General features: G+C 67.8%; 19 protein-coding genes. 11 read left to right on the top strand and 8 right to left on the bottom strand.

Annotated elements, in window-relative coordinates:
• The first annotated feature begins 126 nt into the window (after positions 1-126).
• Together hflX and ABDZ95_RS10455 are read left to right on the top strand one after the other, a co-directional pair.
• Positions 127-1,434: a GTPase HflX gene (hflX, locus tag ABDZ95_RS10460; RefSeq protein WP_343794285.1), complete on the top strand. Its 1,308-nt coding sequence runs from the start codon at positions 127-129 to the stop codon at positions 1,432-1,434.
• Entirely contained in the window at positions 1,434-3,071 is a 1,638-nt protein-coding gene (locus ABDZ95_RS10455) for a Na+/H+ antiporter (protein WP_343793431.1), read from the top strand. The genes hflX and ABDZ95_RS10455 overlap by 1 nt, the downstream gene beginning before the upstream one ends.
• On the opposite strand, the gene ABDZ95_RS10450 is transcribed toward ABDZ95_RS10455, so the two are convergent.
• The 4 genes from ABDZ95_RS10450 to ABDZ95_RS10435 are packed head-to-tail and all read right to left on the bottom strand — an operon-like array spanning position 3,068 to position 6,439.
• Entirely contained in the window at positions 3,068-3,616 is a 549-nt protein-coding gene (locus tag ABDZ95_RS10450; RefSeq protein WP_343793429.1) for a DUF1643 domain-containing protein, read from the bottom strand. The genes ABDZ95_RS10455 and ABDZ95_RS10450 overlap by 4 nt on opposite strands.
• A complete protein-coding gene (locus ABDZ95_RS10445) occupies positions 3,613-4,293 on the bottom strand; it encodes an HAD family hydrolase (protein WP_343793427.1) in 681 nt (226 codons plus the stop codon). The genes ABDZ95_RS10450 and ABDZ95_RS10445 overlap by 4 nt, the downstream gene beginning before the upstream one ends.
• On the bottom strand, positions 4,290-5,078 hold the full coding sequence (gene mazG / locus ABDZ95_RS10440) for a nucleoside triphosphate pyrophosphohydrolase (protein ID WP_425542985.1): 789 nt from the start codon (positions 5,076-5,078) through the stop codon (positions 4,290-4,292). The genes ABDZ95_RS10445 and mazG overlap by 4 nt, the downstream gene beginning before the upstream one ends.
• Entirely contained in the window at positions 5,075-6,439 is a 1,365-nt protein-coding gene (locus ABDZ95_RS10435; protein WP_343793425.1) for an MFS transporter, read from the bottom strand. The genes mazG and ABDZ95_RS10435 overlap by 4 nt, the downstream gene beginning before the upstream one ends.
• Positions 6,440-6,546: 107 nt before the next feature.
• On the opposite strand from ABDZ95_RS10435, the gene ABDZ95_RS10430 reads away from it, so the two are divergent.
• Both ABDZ95_RS10430 and ABDZ95_RS10425 read left to right on the top strand, forming a co-directional pair.
• Entirely contained in the window at positions 6,547-7,419 is an 873-nt protein-coding gene (locus ABDZ95_RS10430; RefSeq protein WP_343793423.1) for a D-alanyl-D-alanine carboxypeptidase family protein, read from the top strand.
• A 29-nt stretch (positions 7,420-7,448) separates the two neighbouring features.
• Complete coding sequence (locus ABDZ95_RS10425) at positions 7,449-7,874, top strand: hypothetical protein (protein WP_343793421.1); 426 nt, start codon at positions 7,449-7,451, stop codon at positions 7,872-7,874.
• Here the strand turns inward: ABDZ95_RS10425 and ABDZ95_RS10420 are convergent.
• The gene (locus tag ABDZ95_RS10420) at positions 7,861-8,115 is read right to left on the bottom strand and encodes a hypothetical protein (protein WP_343793419.1); all 255 of its coding nucleotides are present in this window, start codon (positions 8,113-8,115) and stop codon (positions 7,861-7,863) included. The genes ABDZ95_RS10425 and ABDZ95_RS10420 overlap by 14 nt on opposite strands.
• An 11-nt stretch (positions 8,116-8,126) precedes the next feature.
• Here ABDZ95_RS10420 and wrbA point away from each other — a divergent pair, with 11 nt between their 5' ends.
• Positions 8,127-8,729 carry an NAD(P)H:quinone oxidoreductase gene (gene wrbA / locus ABDZ95_RS10415; protein WP_343793417.1) on the top strand — a complete coding sequence of 201 codons (603 nt, stop codon included), beginning with the start codon at positions 8,127-8,129 and terminating at the stop codon, positions 8,727-8,729.
• A gap of 2 nt (positions 8,730-8,731) precedes the next feature.
• Positions 8,732-9,487 carry a 4,5-DOPA-extradiol-dioxygenase gene (gene ygiD / locus ABDZ95_RS10410; protein ID WP_343793415.1) on the top strand — a complete coding sequence of 252 codons (756 nt, stop codon included), beginning with the start codon at positions 8,732-8,734 and terminating at the stop codon, positions 9,485-9,487.
• Here ygiD and ABDZ95_RS10405 read toward each other — a convergent pair whose 3' ends face one another.
• Together ABDZ95_RS10405 and ABDZ95_RS10400 are read right to left on the bottom strand one after the other, a co-directional pair.
• A complete protein-coding gene (locus ABDZ95_RS10405; protein WP_343793413.1) occupies positions 9,488-9,883 on the bottom strand; it encodes a DoxX family protein in 396 nt (131 codons plus the stop codon). It abuts the gene before it with no gap.
• 72 nt (positions 9,884-9,955) lie between these two features.
• Positions 9,956-11,515, bottom strand: a complete 1,560-nt coding sequence (locus ABDZ95_RS10400) for an AMP-binding protein (protein WP_343793411.1) — start codon at positions 11,513-11,515, stop codon at positions 9,956-9,958.
• A gap of 171 nt (positions 11,516-11,686) precedes the next feature.
• Between ABDZ95_RS10400 and lipA the strand changes: the two genes are divergently transcribed.
• Genes lipA through ABDZ95_RS10380 form a run of 4 tightly spaced genes read left to right on the top strand, consistent with a single transcriptional unit; the run spans position 11,687 to position 14,724 of the window.
• Entirely contained in the window at positions 11,687-12,649 is a 963-nt protein-coding gene (gene lipA / locus ABDZ95_RS10395; protein WP_343793409.1) for a lipoyl synthase, read from the top strand.
• 7 nt (positions 12,650-12,656) lie between these two features.
• Positions 12,657-13,112 carry a type II toxin-antitoxin system RatA family toxin gene (locus ABDZ95_RS10390; RefSeq protein ID WP_343793407.1) on the top strand — a complete coding sequence of 152 codons (456 nt, stop codon included), beginning with the start codon at positions 12,657-12,659 and terminating at the stop codon, positions 13,110-13,112.
• Entirely contained in the window at positions 13,109-14,206 is a 1,098-nt protein-coding gene (locus ABDZ95_RS10385) for an NAD(P)/FAD-dependent oxidoreductase (protein ID WP_343793405.1), read from the top strand. The genes ABDZ95_RS10390 and ABDZ95_RS10385 overlap by 4 nt, the downstream gene beginning before the upstream one ends.
• Complete coding sequence (locus ABDZ95_RS10380) at positions 14,203-14,724, top strand: GNAT family N-acetyltransferase (protein ID WP_343793403.1); 522 nt, start codon at positions 14,203-14,205, stop codon at positions 14,722-14,724. Before ABDZ95_RS10385 ends, ABDZ95_RS10380 begins: the two co-directional genes overlap by 4 nt.
• Here the strand turns inward: ABDZ95_RS10380 and ABDZ95_RS10375 are convergent.
• Positions 14,721-15,011, bottom strand: a complete 291-nt coding sequence (locus ABDZ95_RS10375) for a hypothetical protein (RefSeq protein WP_343793401.1) — start codon at positions 15,009-15,011, stop codon at positions 14,721-14,723. The genes ABDZ95_RS10380 and ABDZ95_RS10375 overlap by 4 nt on opposite strands.
• Before the next feature lie 232 nt (positions 15,012-15,243).
• Here ABDZ95_RS10375 and rpmF point away from each other — a divergent pair, with 232 nt between their 5' ends.
• On the top strand, positions 15,244-15,426 hold the full coding sequence (rpmF, locus tag ABDZ95_RS10370; protein WP_343793399.1) for a 50S ribosomal protein L32: 183 nt from the start codon (positions 15,244-15,246) through the stop codon (positions 15,424-15,426).
• The last annotated feature ends 61 nt before the right edge of the window (positions 15,427-15,487 follow it).

Raw genomic sequence — 15,487 nt, 5'->3', positions numbered from 1 at the left:
GGCGCTGGCGTTCGCTCACTATATGGATTGTGCCGGTGACGCGGACGGCGTGCTGTTGCGCTCGCGCACGCGTGCGCTCACCCCTCGCTCACCAGCCCTCCTCACCATCTGATCCGAGACCTGATCCTGACCACCAAACTGATCGACCATTCCGTCCCGCTGATCCGGGCGGTCGTCATTCACCCCGACGGGCGCAGCGACAGCCCGCGGCTCGCCGAAGAGCGCCTGCAGGAAGCCGTCGGTCTGGCCGCCGCGCTGGACCTCGACGTGCGGGGCGAGGAAATCGTGCGCGTCCGCAAGACCACGCCCGCCACCCTGTTCGGATCGGGTAAGGTCGATGAACTGGCGGCGCTGATCCGCGCGGCCGAGGCCGAGGCGGCCGTCATCGACACCGACCTGACCCCGGTCCAGCAGCGCAACCTGGAGAAGGCCTGGGAGTGCAAGGTCATCGACCGCACCGGCTTGATCCTCGAGATCTTCGGCCGCCGGGCGCGGACGAAGGAGGGCCGGCTGCAGGTCGAACTGGCCCGGCTGGACTACGAACGTTCGCGCCTCGTCCGCACCTGGACCCACCTTGAGCGCCAGCGCGGCGGCACTGGCTCGACCGGTGGACCCGGCGAAACCCAGATCGAGCTGGACCGGCGTCTGATCGCCGACCGGATCGTGCGCCTGAAGGCCGAGCTGGAAGAGGTGCGTCGCACGCGCGGCCTGCACCGCAAGGCCCGCCAGAAGGTCCCGTTCCCGACGGTGGCGCTCGTCGGCTACACCAACGCCGGCAAGTCAACGTTGTTCAACCGGCTGACCGGCTCCGAGGTCTTCGCCAAAGATCTGCTGTTCGCCACCCTCGACACAACCCAGCGCACCATCCGTCTACCGCAGGGCCGCCCTGCCATCGTCGCCGACACCGTGGGCTTCATCTCGGACCTGCCACACGAACTGGTCGAGAGTTTCCGGGCGACGCTGGAGGAGGTGGGTGAAGCCGACCTGATCCTGCACGTCCGCGACATCGCCAGCCCCGACAGCGACGCCCAGGCCAAGGACGTCGAGGCGGTGCTGAAACAGATCCCGACCGTCGAGGGCAAGACCCGCCGGGTGCTGGAGGTCTGGAACAAGATCGACCTTCTCGACGAGGACGCGCGCGAGACCGTGCTCGGCCACGCCGAGCGCCTGCGGACGCAGGGCGAGGCCGTCGCCGTCTCGGCCTGGACCGGGGAGGGGATCGAGCCCCTGCGCGAGACCATCGCCGGCCTGATCGACGACGATCCCGAGTCCGAGGTCACGCTGGAGCCGCATCAGGGCGAGGCGCTCGCCTGGCTCTACGCCAACGGTCGGGTGACCGGGCGCGAAACCGACGCCGAGGGCCGGACCCACGTCACGGTCCGCCTGCATCCCGCTGCTCTGGGCCGGTTCGAGCGGCAGTACGGCGAGGGCTGATGCACCTGATCGAGACCACCCTGCTGCTATTGCTGGCCGTGGTGGTCTCGGGTCCGCTGGCCCGCGTCACCCGCATCGCCCTGCCGCTCGTGCAGATCGCGCTGGGCGCGGGGATCGTGCTGGTGACGGGCAGCGCGGTCGAGCTTGAGCCCGACATCTTCTTCCTGCTGTTCCTGCCGCCGCTGCTGTTCCTCGACGGCTGGCGCATCCCCAAGGAAGACCTGTTCCGCGACAAGGCGGTGATCCTTGAACTGGCGCTGGGGCTGGTGATCTTCACCGTCATCGGCCTCGGCTTCCTGCTCTGGTGGATGATACCCGAGATGCCGCTGGCGGTGGCCTTCGCCCTGGCCGCCATCCTGTCGCCGACGGATCCGATCGCGGTGCAGGCCATCGCCGCCCGCGCGCCGATCCCCAAGCGGCTCATGCACATTCTCGAGGGCGAGTCGCTGCTGAACGACGCGACCGGCCTGACCTGCATGCGGCTGGCCATCGCCGCGGCCAGCACAGGGGCCTTCGTGCTGACGCAGGCCGTGACCTCCTTCGCCTGGCTGGCCATCGTCGGGGTGGCGTCCGGCGTGCTGGTGACCTGGTGCGTCAACAAGGCCAAGGCCTGGGTCAGCCGCCGCTGGGGCGAGGACGTCGGCGCGCAGATCCTGATCAGCCTGCTGACCCCGTTCGCCGCTTATCTTGCCGCCGAAGAGCTGCATGCCTCCGGCATCCTCGCCGCCGTCGCCGCGGGCATCACCATGAGCTTCACCGAGCGCGACGGGGCCAAGGGGCAGGCGCTCGCCATGACCCGCGTCCGCCGCGCCGGCGTCTGGGATACAGTTCAGTTCGCCGCCAACGGTCTGATCTTCGTCATCCTCGGCGAACAGATGCCCTCCATCATGTCCCGCGCGGCCGAGGTCGTGGCGGACACCAGTCGCCCCGAGGTGTGGTGGCTGGCGGTCTACGTCTTCGCCATCGTCGGCGCGCTGGCGGTGCTCCGCTTCGTCTGGGTGTGGACCTCCCTGCGCCTGACCCTGTTCCGCAAGCGGCAGAAGGGGCCGCCGCCTAAGGTGGGCCTGCGCCTGACGGCCGTCATGTCGCTGGCGGGCGTGCGCGGCGCGATCACCCTGGCCGGTATCCTGACCGTGCCCTTCACCCTGGCCGACGGCACGCCGATGCCGGCGCGGACCATGGCCATCTTCCTCGCAGCCTCGGTCATCATCGTCTCGCTGGTGCTGGCGACCGTCGCTTTACCGAGGCTACTCAAGGGGATTGAGTTGCCTCCTGAGCCAACTCATGAGCGGGAGGAGGATCAGGGCCGCATCGCCGCCGCCTCCGCCGCCCTGCGTGCCATCGAGGACGCCTCCCACGCCATGGCCGAGGGCAAGCCCAACCCGGACCTCTACAACGACGTCGCCAGCCGCATCATGGTCCTCTACCGCGAGCGCATCGAGAGCCGCACCCATACGGACGAGGACGACGTCGACGCCGCCCGCCTCAGCGACGCCGTCGAACGCCATCTCCGCCTCGCCGGCCTCGCCGCCGAGCGCGAGGAGCTCCGCCGCCTTGCCCGCTCCCGCATCCTCGACGAGGAAACCGCCCGCAAGCTCCTCCGCGAGATCGACCTGCAGGAGTTGCGGTACAGCTAGGCTTCGTACGGCCTCAGCGGCGTGTCGGCCCGCAAGTACAGCGGATGCTTCGGACTGCCGTCGCCATTGGTCCCGAGGCACCACAGCGCCACGCCATCCTCCCGCAGCGCCTCGATCAGAGCCTTGCCCGCTGGTTGCAGCGCCTTGTTCAGCTTGCCGTGGCACAGCACGACCAGATCGGCTCCGGCCGCGGCCTTGCGGATGGTCGGCAGGTTGTCGGGCGACGACACCACCACGCCGGGCGCCAGCAGCATCTTCGGGTCCGTCGCACGGTAGTCACCGACGTTGGCCTTGACCATGGCGTCGAACCCCTCGCGCTGGGCGAAGGTCCACTCGCGGGCGCAGGTCGGATCGTTGACACTGGCGTCGGCGGTCGACGGGTTCATGCCGATGAACAGGATGTAGCGATCCGGGAAGACCGGCCCAAGCCAGCGCCGCATCAGCTGCCGGTGCCGGCCGTCCGCGCTGAAGGTCGCGTCGCCATTGACGCCGGGCATCAGCGCCAGCCGCACCTTGCCGCCGGGATCGTGCTGGTCGGCGCTCATCGTCTCTCGCCCGGGTTGGTCGTCAGGAAGGCGGTGATGGCCGCGTAGTCGGGCAGCACGTGATGGGCGCCCGCGGCCGTCAGTTGCTCGGCATGGCCATCCCGAACATGGCCGCCGGCCAGCAGGCCGATCACCGTCATGCCTGCCGCTGCGCCGGCCCGGACACCGGTCGTGGTGTCCTCGATCACGAGGGCCCGCGCAGGCTCCACGCCCATGGCGTCGGCTGCATGGAGGAACAGGTCCGGGTGGGGCTTGCCGCGGGTGACATGGACCGCGGCGCTGAAGATCGGTCCATCGAAGGTCTCGGCGACGCCGAAGCGGTCGAGACCCATCTCGATCCATGCGACGGGGCTGGATGAGGCTATGCAGCGGCGTTCGGTGCGGCTGGCCAGGAAGTCGAGGAAGCCCGGAACCGGTGCCAGGTCTGTCGCCGCTCGCTCATGGCAGCGTCGGCTCCAGTCGCTGTGGACATGCACCGGAATGCGGCCGCCGAGCCGGCCCTCGATCAGCGGCACGCAGTCCAGCCAGCGGCGACCCAGATAGGCGGCGATCGACTCGTCCGGGGTAGTGGGCAGGCCTGCTTCGGTGAGGACCTCCGCGAGGACCCGGTTGTTGAGGAGTTCGCTGTCGGCGACCACGCCGTCGTAGTCGAAGATGATCAGGTCGTAGCCGTTCAACCGGCGCGCTCCGCGACCTTGGCGGCGTCCCACAGGCCGTCCATCTCGGCGAGGTCGGACTGCTCAGGCGTGCGGCCGGCCTTGGCCAACTCGGCCTCGATAAACCCGAAGCGGCGGACGAATTTGGCGTTGGCGCCGCGCAGGGCGTCCTCGGGCTCGACGCCCAGCTTGCGGGCCAGGTTGGCCATGACGAACAGCAGGTCGCCCAGTTCCTCCCGGGCCTTGTCGAGGTCGCCGGCGACGATCTCGGCCTTCAGCTCCCCGACCTCCTCGTCCAGCTTGTCGAGGACCTCGGCGGTCGAGGGCCAGTCGAAGCCGACGCGGGCGGCGCGCTTGGTCAGCTTGGCCGCGCGGGCGAGGGCGGGCAGGCCGACGGGCACGTCGTCCAGTACGCCATGCTGGGCCTTCGCCTTGCGCTCGGCGGCCTTGATGTCCTCCCAGCGGGCTTTCTGGGCGACCCCATCAGCCTTTGCGGCTTCCTCGCCGAAGACGTGGGGGTGCCGGCGCTCCAGCTTGTCGGCGATGGCGTTGGCCACGTCGTCGAAGACGAACAGGCCCTGTTCCTCGGCCATGCGGGCGTGGAAGACGACCTGGAACAGCAGATCGCCCAGCTCGGACTTCAGGTCATCCATGTCGCCGCGCTCGATAGCGTCGGCGACCTCATAGGCCTCCTCGAGGGTGTAGGGCGCGATGGTCTCGAAGGTCTGCTCGACGTCCCAAGGGCAGCCGCCGACGGGCGCGCGGAGGCGGGCCATGATGCCGTTGAGGCGGTCGATGGGACTCACGCAGCCTCTCCGTCGCGGGCGGCCAGTTGGGCCCGGATGTCGGCGTGCTTCTCGGGCGTCAGCGGATAGATGCGCAGGACCAGGGCCGAGACCAGCAGGAGGGCGATCGGAGCGGCGATGAACAGCCACTGCAGGCCGAGGATCACGCCCGGATCGTTGACCGCGCCTGGCTTTGCGTCGAAGCCGATCCACTCCAGCACCGCGAAGGCCCCGACCGAGACCGCGTAGCCCAGCTTGGACGTGGCGTTGAGGATCGAGAACAGGAGGCCTGTGCGGTCGGCGCCGACGTCGAGGCGGATGGCGTCCGAGGCATCGGCCATCATGGCGCGGAGCAGCAGGTCCGCCGCGCCGAAGGCCAGACCCGTAGCGAAGATGGCCCCGATGGCGGCCGGGAAGTTACCGGCCGGGACCAGCAGGGTCGCTCCGGCGAAGCTGGCGGCGAAGTAGAGGCTGCCGATGGCCAGCGCCTTGTGCTTGCCAATCCGGGTGGCCAGCCAGGCCCAGACCGGGGCGCCGACCAGACCGGCGACGAAGTAGACCAGAAGCAGGATCGAGCTCTGTTCCCGCTCGAAGCCCCGGGCCTGTTCGAAGAAGTAGAAGAACAGGACCCCGATCAGGCCACGGGCAGCGCCGAGCAGCAGGTCCGAGAGCAGGAGGCGGCGCAGGACCGGCTTGGCGATCAGGGCGAGGGTCGCGCCCAACCCGCCGTGGGGCGGCGGGGTCACGTTGCGGGGTTCGGGCGTGAACAGGAAGGTGACCAAAAGGGCGACGGGAAGCAGGATCACGATGAAACCGCCCTGCATCCGGACGGCATCGACATAGCTATGACCCATCGCCTGGGCGCCGACCGGGATCAGGAGCACAGCCAGCACGCCGATGATATTGGCGACCTGCCAGAAGCCGTAGATACGGGAGCGCTGGTCATAGTCGGGCGATAGCACCGCCGCCCAGCTCATCTGGCTGAGAAGGCTGATCGAGTAGCCGAGGTACATGACCACCAGCCAGACCGCGAGGTGGGTTGCGCCGGAGCCCTGGGCCACGAAGAAGAGCATGGCGACCGAGAGCATCAGGATCGGGGCGCCGATCGCCATCCAGACCCGGTAGCGGCCCCACTTCGTCGAGGTCCGGTCGATGACCATGCCCAGCACCGGATCCACCACGATGTCCGCCAGCCGGACGATCAGGAAGATCAGGCTGACCGCCGCCAAGGGCACGCCGACGTGGCTGGCGTAGAACTCGGGCAGGGTGACGTAGACCGGCAGGCCAAGGGCCGCATAGGGCAGGCAACTGGCGGCGAAGGCGGCCAGAACCCGGTTGGAGCGGCGGGCGGATGCGGGCGCCGGGGCGGGTGCAGCGGTCATGGGGCGATCCGGAGGCGCGGTCTGAGTCGGCCGCAGGTCCAACATGCCGCCTTTGCCGACGCGGCGCGAGGGTTGCGGCGAGGGGCGAGGCAGGGTCATCTGGGGGCATGATCCGTCGCCTTCTGTCCTGCCTCGCCGCCGGGGCCCTGCTGATGTCCGCCGGCGCCGCCGTGGCGCAGGAGCGGTGCGACGCCGATCCCGTCGAATGGGGCGGGCCGGCGCTGGCCAACGGCATCTCGGTCTATGCGATGGAGTGGTCTCCGTTCGGCTCGTCCGAGTGGGGCTGGGAGACCTATCTGCCGCTGATCCAGAAGGAACTGGGCACCGACTGCGCGCCCGGATCGCCGCGGTTCGCGAGGGCGTTGGCGGAATTCCAGTACGGCAAGGGATTGCCAGCTACCGGCTGGTTCGACGCGGCGACCTTCCAGGTGTTCCGGGGCGTCTGGCAAGAGCGCCGGCCCTTTATCATGAGCCGGGTCCGGCAGGAGCCGTGCCCCGATCCTCCGCCGCTGTACCAGCTGGGTTACCTCGTCGAGAGCGAGGAGCATGCGGACCGGCTGACGCGTCTGCTGCGCCGGGACGTGCTGGATGCCTATCGCGAGCTGGTCGCCGCGGCCCGCGCTGAGGTGCCCGAGATCGCGGCGAACCCGGAACTGCTGCAGATCTTTTCCGGCTTCCGCGATCCGGAGGCCGACGCCGCGCGGTGCGCCCAATCTGGCAACTGCGACGGTCTGCGCCGGGCGACCTGTTCGGCCCATCGCACGGGCACGGCGGTTGACCTGTACGTCGGGCACATTGTCGGGCTGGGGGTCGACAACACCTCGCCCGCCAGCCGCCAGCACATGAGCAAGACGGCGACCTACCGCTGGCTGGTCAAGAACGCCGGGCGGTTCGGGTTCACGCCCTATGCGTTCGAGCCCTGGCACTGGGAGTGGATCAGCCCCACTGGCGGCTATGTCGGTCCGCCGCCGCCGGAATGAAGCGGTCCCTGACATCGGGAGAAGTCGCCTTGGCGCGGGAGCAGTTCGGCGATGGACTGCGGTACGACCGTATCCGCGTGTTGCTTGCTCCATGGCCGTTCAATCGGGCCTTCGTGCCGGGGGCGTGGCTCGGGCGGGAATGGATCGTCTGGCCCCGAAAGACCCTGCCGGCCGACCTGTCGAAGGCGTCTCTGGCCCTGCAGGCGGTCTTCATCCACGAACTCACCCATGTCTGGCAGGCGCAGCAGGGCGTGAACCTGATCACCGGCAAGCTGAGGGCAGGGGACCGGCCGGTCTCCTATGCCTATCCGGTGGCGGCCGACTGTCGCTGGGATGACCTGAACATCGAGCAGCAGGCCATGGTGGTGGAGCATCGCTTCCGGCTGTCACGGGGAATGAAAGTTCCTGCAGATCAATCGTTTTACGACAGAGTCTGCCCGATCAATCGAACTTGATGACCGCCTCGGAAGTGTCCGGATGTCCGAAAAATTCGTGGGACACTTCGGGACACTTCACCCGGGCCAGCCGTTCTTCAAACCTGTCAAAGACCCGTCGCCGGTTGGCGACAGCAGCACTGAACCATGCTGGTGCGTCAAAAACGGTCGTACCATTCAAAATAACGATGGAGGGCTTGCGCGCCGGGCGGGGAAGGCCAAAATAGCCACTGAGACAGTTACGTTTCTGAATCAGATCCACGGAGCAGCCTGATGGCCCGCATTCTCGTTCTCTATCACTCGACCTATGGCCACGTCGAACAGATGGCCGAAGCTGTCGCCGAAGGCGCGCGTTCGGTCGAGGGCGCGACGGTCGACATCAAGCGTGTTCCTGAAACCGTCCCGGAAGAGCTGGCCAAGCAGAGTGGCTACAAGCTGGATCAGGCGGCCCCGATCGCCAAGGTCGAGGATCTGGCCGACTATGACGCTATTATCATCGGCGCCGGCACCCGCTTCGGCACCGTAGCCTCGCAGATGCGCAACTTCCTGGATCAGACAGGCGGCCTGTGGTTCCAGGGCAAGCTGGTCGGCAAGGTCGGCTCGGCTTTCACCTCGACCGCGACCCAGCACGGCGGTCAGGAAACCACGCTGATCGGCGTCATCCAGACCCTGCTGCACCACGGCATGCTGGTCGCCGGCCTGCCATATGCCTTCCAGGGGCAGATGACGATGGACGAGATTTCGGGCGGCTCGCCCTATGGCGCGACCACCATCACCAAGGGTGACGGTTCGCGCATGCCAAGCGCCAACGAACTGGACGGCGCACGCTTCCAGGGCAGGTACGTCGCCGAGACGGCGAAGAAGCTGGTCGGCTGATCATGCGCCAGCCGGCGATCTTCTTCGGTCACGGTTCCCCGATGAACGCGCTGGGCGGTCCGTTCGCGGACGCCTGGCGCGCGCTGGGCGAGGCCGTGGGCAAGCCGAAGGGCGTGGTGATGGTCTCGGCCCACTGGGAGACCATGGGGCTGGGCGTCACGGCGCAAACAGACCCGGAAACCATCCATGATTTCGGTAACTTTCCGGCCGAACTGCATGCGATGCAGTATCCCGCACCCGGATCGCCGGCGCTGGCCGCGCGTGTCGCCGAGCTGACCGGCGCGCAGCAGACGACGCAATGGGGACTGGATCACGGGACGTGGTCGGTCCTCGCGCACGTCTGGCCCGAGGCCGATGTGCCGATCGTCCAGTTGTCGCTGGACCGCCGCCTGACCCCGCGCCAGCACCATGAACTGGCCAAGCGTCTGGCTCCCTTGCGGGACGAGGGCGTCATCGTCGCCGGCTCGGGCGACTTCGTGCACAATCTGCGGACCTGGAAGCGTCAGGGCGGCGAGCCCTACGACTGGGCGACCCACTTCAACGAGGCGGTGAAGGCCGCCTTCGTGCGTGGTGACGACGACGCCCTGATCGACTGGGTCGGCCTGGCCGAGAATGCGCAGCTGAGCGTGCCGACGGACGAACACTATCTGCCGCTGCTCTACGTCGCCGCCCAGCGGCTGCCAGGCGACGACATAAGCTTCTTCAACGACGTCATCGAGGGTGGTTCGATCTCGATGACGGGTGTCCGGATCGGCTGATCAGGCCTTCTTCGCCATCGCGGCGTCGACCGACCAGGGGCCTGGGCCGGCAGCGACGAAGTAGAGCCAGACGAAGCAGTACAGGGCGATGGTCTCGCCGCCATTCGCGATCGGGAACGGTCCGTTCGGCGCGTGGATCGCCCAGTAGCCGACGGCGCTGAAGCCCGAGGCCAGGAAGGCGACCGGGCGGGTGAACAGGCCGAGCACCAGAAGCGCGCCGAAGACGAGCTCAAGCGGGCCGGACAGACCGGCGAGGCTGAGGCCCGGCGGGGGTACGCCCTCGATCGCCGGGAAGCCCAGCACCTTGGCCGTGCCGTGGCAGAGGAACAGAAGCCCGGCCACGATGCGCAGAACGCTGAGCAGTTGCGGCTGGTAGGCGGAGAACCGATTGAACATTGAACCCTCCCTCATGATGAGGAGGGCACTGTGCGACCGAGTCGGCGCGACGCGATAGCGCAGGGGCGCCGATCAAGCCGCCTTCTCGAGCTCCGCCATCTGCTGGATCGCCACATAGTCGGTCTTGCCGGTGCCGAGCACCGGGACCTCTGCGACACGCATGATCTTCTTCGGCACGGCCAGTTCCGGCGCTCCGTGGCTGCGGGCCCATTCGGCGAGGCGAGCGACGTCGGCGTCCTTGCGGTCGGTGACCAGCACCAGCTTTTCGCCCTTGCGGGCGTCGGCGATGGCGACGACGGCATGGCGCGCCTCGGGCCAGACGGCGCTGGCCAGCCCCTCGACCGCGGTCAGGGAGACCATCTCGCCGCCGATCTTGGCGAAGCGCTTCACCCGGCCGAGGATGGTGATGTAGCCGTCCTCGTCCAGATCGACGATGTCGCCGGTGTCGTGCCAGCCGCCTTCCAGCGGCTCGATCGAGGTGGGATCGTCCGGTGACAGATAGCCTTCCATCACGTTCGGGCCGCGCAGGTACAGCCGTCCGCCGTCGGGGATGCCCGGCACCGGCTCCAGCTTCCATTCCATGCCCGGCATGATCTGGCCGACCGAACCCGGACGGTTGCGATCCGGGTGGTTCACGGCAACGACCGGCGCCGCCTCGCTGGCGCCGTAGCCCTCCAGCAACTTCAGACCGTGGAAGCGGGTGTTGAACAGGTGGTGGGTTTCGTCGCGGACGCGCTCGGCGCCGGCGACCACGAACTTCAGGGTGTCGAAGTCGTCAGGCCCGGCCACGCGGGCGTACTGGTTCAGGAAGGTGTCGGTCGCGAACAGGATCGAGGCCTTCACCTCGGGCAGCAGTTCGGTGATCTGCTTGGCGTGCAGAGGGGAGGGGTACTGGAACGCCTTCAACCCCTGCAGCAGGGGCAGGAGCACGCCGCCAGTCAGGCCGAAGCAGTGGAAGGTTGGCAGCGGGTTGAACATGACCCAGTCAGGGTCCAGGTCGATATGCTGGGCCACCTGACGGCAGTTGGAGACCAGGTTCCACTGGCTGAGCACCACGCCCTTGGGCGCGCCGAAGCTGCCCGAAGTGAACAGCACCACGCCCGGATCGGACGGCTTCAGCGGGACGCGGAAGCGTTTGGGCATCATGCCGGCCATCAGGCCGTACAGCTTGTCCTGCAGGCCGATGGTCTTGCGCACATCGTCCAGCCAGACGATCTCGGCGACGCCCTCGATCTGCTCGATCAGTTCTTCCAGCTTGGCCTGCTGGATGAAGCGTTTGGCGGTCAGGACCTTCTTCACGCCCGCGGCGGCCAGCGCCGCCTTGATGTTCCGCTCGCCGGCCGTGAAGTTGATCATCACCGGGACACGGCCATGCGCATGCAGGCCGTAGAAGGTGACGACCGTGCCCATGCTGGACGGCAGCAGGATGCCTACGCGCTCACTGGTCTGCGTCATCGCGGCGATCTTGCGGCCCAGCACGAAGGCGGCGCGGATCAGGCCGGTGTAGGTGAGGGGCTTGCGGTCCTGATCCTCGAGGATCTCCTTGTCGCCGTACTTCTCGCGGGCCGCGATCAGGGCGTCGAAGATCGTTTCCTCAACGATCTTGGGATCCAGGGGCAGGCGCAACGACATCCTCCGTCCGGAAGCTCGGCGGCCCCCGTGTTGTTTCCGTTAGGCAAACTAGAGGCCCCGGTCCGCATTGAAAAGATGTGTTACCGGCCGTGAGGTCCTGCCGCGCCTTGCCTTCGCCACCGGGAAGGACGACATAGCGACTTCACGAGCCCCCGGGAGCACCGAGCCGCCTTGGTCACGCTGATCGATACGCTGAAGAAGTCCCCGGCCGAGCTGCGTCACCCGGAAAAGCAGAAGCGCGCCGATACCGTCGTGCTGAAGAAGCCCGACTGGCTGCGCGTGAAGGCGCCCGGTTCGGGCCAGTACAACGCCACCAAGGCCATCGTGAAGGACAAGGGCCTCGTCACGGTGTGCGAGGAGGCGGGCTGCCCCAACATCGGCGAGTGCTGGAGCCAGAAACACGCCACCCTGATGATCATGGGCGACACCTGCACGCGGGCCTGCGCCTTCTGCAACGTGAAGACCGGCCTGCCGCAACCGCTGGACCCGGAAGAGCCGGGCAAGGTCGGGCTGGCCGTGCAGCAGCTGGGCCTGAACCACGTCGTGATCACCTCGGTGGACCGCGATGACGTGGCCGACGGCGGCGCCGCCCACTTCGCCGAGGTGGTGCGCCAGATCCGCATCCAGGCCCCCGGCACGACGGTCGAGATCCTGACCCCGGACTTCCTGCGCAAGGACGGTGCGGCCGAGGTGATGATCGATGCGCAGCCGGATGTGTTCAACCACAACCTCGAGACCGTGCCGCGCCTGTATCTGAAGATCCGGCCCGGCGCGCGGTACTTCCACTCGCTGCGCCTGCTGCAGATGGTCAAGGAGCGCGACCCCAACCAATTCACCAAGTCCGGCATCATGGTCGGTCTGGGCGAGACCAAGGAAGAGGTCATGCAGGTGATGGACGACATGCGGTCCGCCGGCGTCGACTTCATCACCATCGGCCAGTACCTGCAGCCGACCCGCAAGCACGCCGCGATCGACCGTTTCGTCACGCCGGAAGAGTTCAAGGCCTATGAGGCGATCGCCCGGGCCAAGGGCTTTCTGATGGTGTCCGCCTCGCCCCTGACCCGCAGCTCGCACCACGCCGGCGACGACTTCGCCCGCCTGAAGGCGGCGCGTCTGGCGCAGACCGGGCGCTGAGCCGCGCTTGGCCGTTCATCGCGTCACCAAGCTCCTGCCCTACCAGCCCGAACAGCTCGCCGAGCTGGTGGCGGATGTGCAGGCCTACCCGCAGTTCGTGCGCTGGGTGACCGGGATGCGGACGTGGAACGCGCGCGAGGAGCGGCCGGGCGTGACGGTCGTGGATGCGGAGGCCTCGGTCGGCTTCTCGTTCCTGAAAGAGCGTTTCTCGACCTGGGTGCGGCATGACCGCAATGCGCCCAAGGTAGAGGTCGGGCTGCTGCGTGGGCCGTTCCGGCATCTGAAGAACCGCTGGGAGTTCTTTCCCGATCCGAAGGGGACGCGGGTCGAGTTCATGATCGACTTCGCCTTTTCCAACCCGCTGCTGAACGGCATGCTGCAGGCGAATTTCGACCGCGCGGTTTCGGCCCTGATGAGCAGTTTCGAGGCCGAGGCGCGCAGACGCTACGGAGGCGCGGGATGAGCTTCGACTTCGACGCCACGGTCGTGGGCGCCGGCGCGGTCGGCCTGGCCTGTGGCCGCGCGCTGTCGAAGCGGGGGCTGACCGTGCTGGTGCTCGAGAAGGAGCCGCACATCGGGCAGGGAGTGTCGTCGCGCAACAGCGAGGTCATCCACGGCGGGCTCTACTATCCGACGGGTTCGCTGAAGGCCCGCTTCTGCGTCGAGGGGCGAAGGGCGCTCTACGCCTTCCTCGAAAGCCACAAGGTCGACTATCGCCGCTGCGGCAAGCTGGTAGTGGCGACGGAGGAGGCCGAGGTCGAGCGGATCGAGGCAATCTTCCAGCAGGCGACCGCCAATGGCGTGGAGGGGCTGGAGCACCTGACCGGCGCACAGGCGCGCGCGATGGAGCCGGGGCTGAACGCCCATGCGGCGATCCTGTCGCCCGAGAGCGGCCTGTTCGCCAGCCACGACTATATGCTGGCCCTGCAGGGTGAGATCGAGGACGCGGGCGGCTCGATCGTGCTGTCGACGCCGTTCGAGCGGGCCCAGGCGCTGGCGGGCGGCGGGTTCACTATCGAGGCGGGCGGGACAACGCTGACGAGCCGGCTGCTGGTCACCGCGCCGGGTCTGGGCGCGCAGGACGTCGCGCGGCTGATCGAGGGCTATCCGGCCGAGCGCATTCCTGCCGGGCATTTCGGCAAGGGCGTCTACTTCCGGCTGACCGGCAAGGCGCCATTCGAGCGGCTGATCTATCCGCCGCCGATCCCGGGCGCGCTGGGAACCCACTATCGCAAGGATCTGGGCGGGCAGGCGGTGTTCGGGCCGGACCTCGTCTATGTCGAGACCGAGGACTATTCGGTCGACCCGGCCAAGGCGGAGGAGTTCGCGGGCTACATCCGCCGCTTCTGGCCCGGATTGCCCGAGGGGGCGCTGACTCCCGACTATGCGGGCATCCGGCCCAAGCTGCATGGACCGGGCGAGCCACAGCCGGACTTCCAGCTGCGCGGGCGTGAGGACCACGGGATCGACGGTCTGGTCGCCCTGTTCGGGATCGAGAGCCCCGGCCTGACCAGTTCGCTGGCGATCGGCGAGGCGGTGGCGGGGATGCTGGAATGACCGAGTTTCGACTGGCGGGCCCGGGCGACGCGGCGGCCCTGCAGCCGCTGGTGCATCGCGCCTATCGCGGCGACAGCGCTCGCGCGGGCTGGACGCATGAGGCGGATTTGCTGGACGGCCAGCGGATCGATGCCGCCGATCTGGAGGGCCTGATCGCCGATCCGACGCAGGTGGTGATCGTGGCCGAGGCCTCGGGCGCTGCAGTGGGCTGCGTGCAGGTGTCGGACAGGGGCGGGGGGCTGGCCTATCTGGGCATGCTGACCGTCGATCCGATGCTTCAGGGCTCCGGGCTGGGCCGGGCGCTGATCGACGAGGCGGAGCGCGTTGCGAAGGATCGCTTCGGCGCCGACCGGATGGAGATGACGGTCATCGTCCAGCGGACCGAACTGATCGACTGGTATGTGCGGCGCGGCTACGCGCTGACCGGCGAAAGGCGACCGTTCCCGGCCACCGATCCGCGATTCGGCCTGCCGAAACGGGACGATCTGGAGTTTATGGTGCTGGGCCGGGCGATCTAGGTCGCGGGCCAGTTGGCCATCATGACGACGCTGGCCACGACCCAGAGCAGGGGCAGGAAGATCACGATCCAGGCGATGCGCTCGCGCCGTACGGCGAAGGCGATCCAGCCGGCGATCAGGCAGACCAGCATGGCCACCGGCAGGGTCAGATTGATCAGGACATAGGCATTGGCGAAGGCGGCATTGCTGGTGGTCGTGGTCGACATGCCGGACATCAGGCCCCAGAACAGCGCCAGCGGGATCAGCAGCACCGATGCTGCAGTGTCGAGAATCAGCAGCAGTTTCAAGCTGCGGCTTCTTGGCGGAACGGCTGATAACAGGGTGTCGACTGACACGGCGAACTCCGCTGGAATGCCGATGATACGGGCTCAACGCGCCTGAAGCACCGGTTGCTCCGAACCGCCTTGAAATCGTCCGCGGGTTCATGCATAAGCCCGCCCTCGCGTGGCGGCTCTCCAGAGGGCCGCCGCTGTTGTTTTCGCGCTGTTACGGCGCCGACCTTAGAAGATTGAGACGGAAATGGCCGTTCCGAAGCGCAAAGTATCGCCCTCGCGTCGCAACATGCGCCGCGCCCATGACGCCCTCGGCGCCAACTCCTACGTCGAGGACAAGGACACCGGCGAGCTGAAGCGTCCGCACCACATCGACCTGAAGACCGGCACCTATCGTGGCCGTCAGGTTCTGACGCCGAAGGAAGACTAGTCTTCGGCTTCTGATCCGGCCCATCGGGTCGGCTGAGCGATTTTAACGGCGCGCGGTATCC

Source organism: Brevundimonas kwangchunensis (assembly GCF_039523815.1).
In the GTDB taxonomy this organism is placed as follows: Bacteria; Pseudomonadota; Alphaproteobacteria; order Caulobacterales; family Caulobacteraceae; genus Brevundimonas; species Brevundimonas kwangchunensis.
Note: the sequence above shows the minus strand (reverse complement) of the source record. Positions and strands in the feature narration are given on the sequence as shown.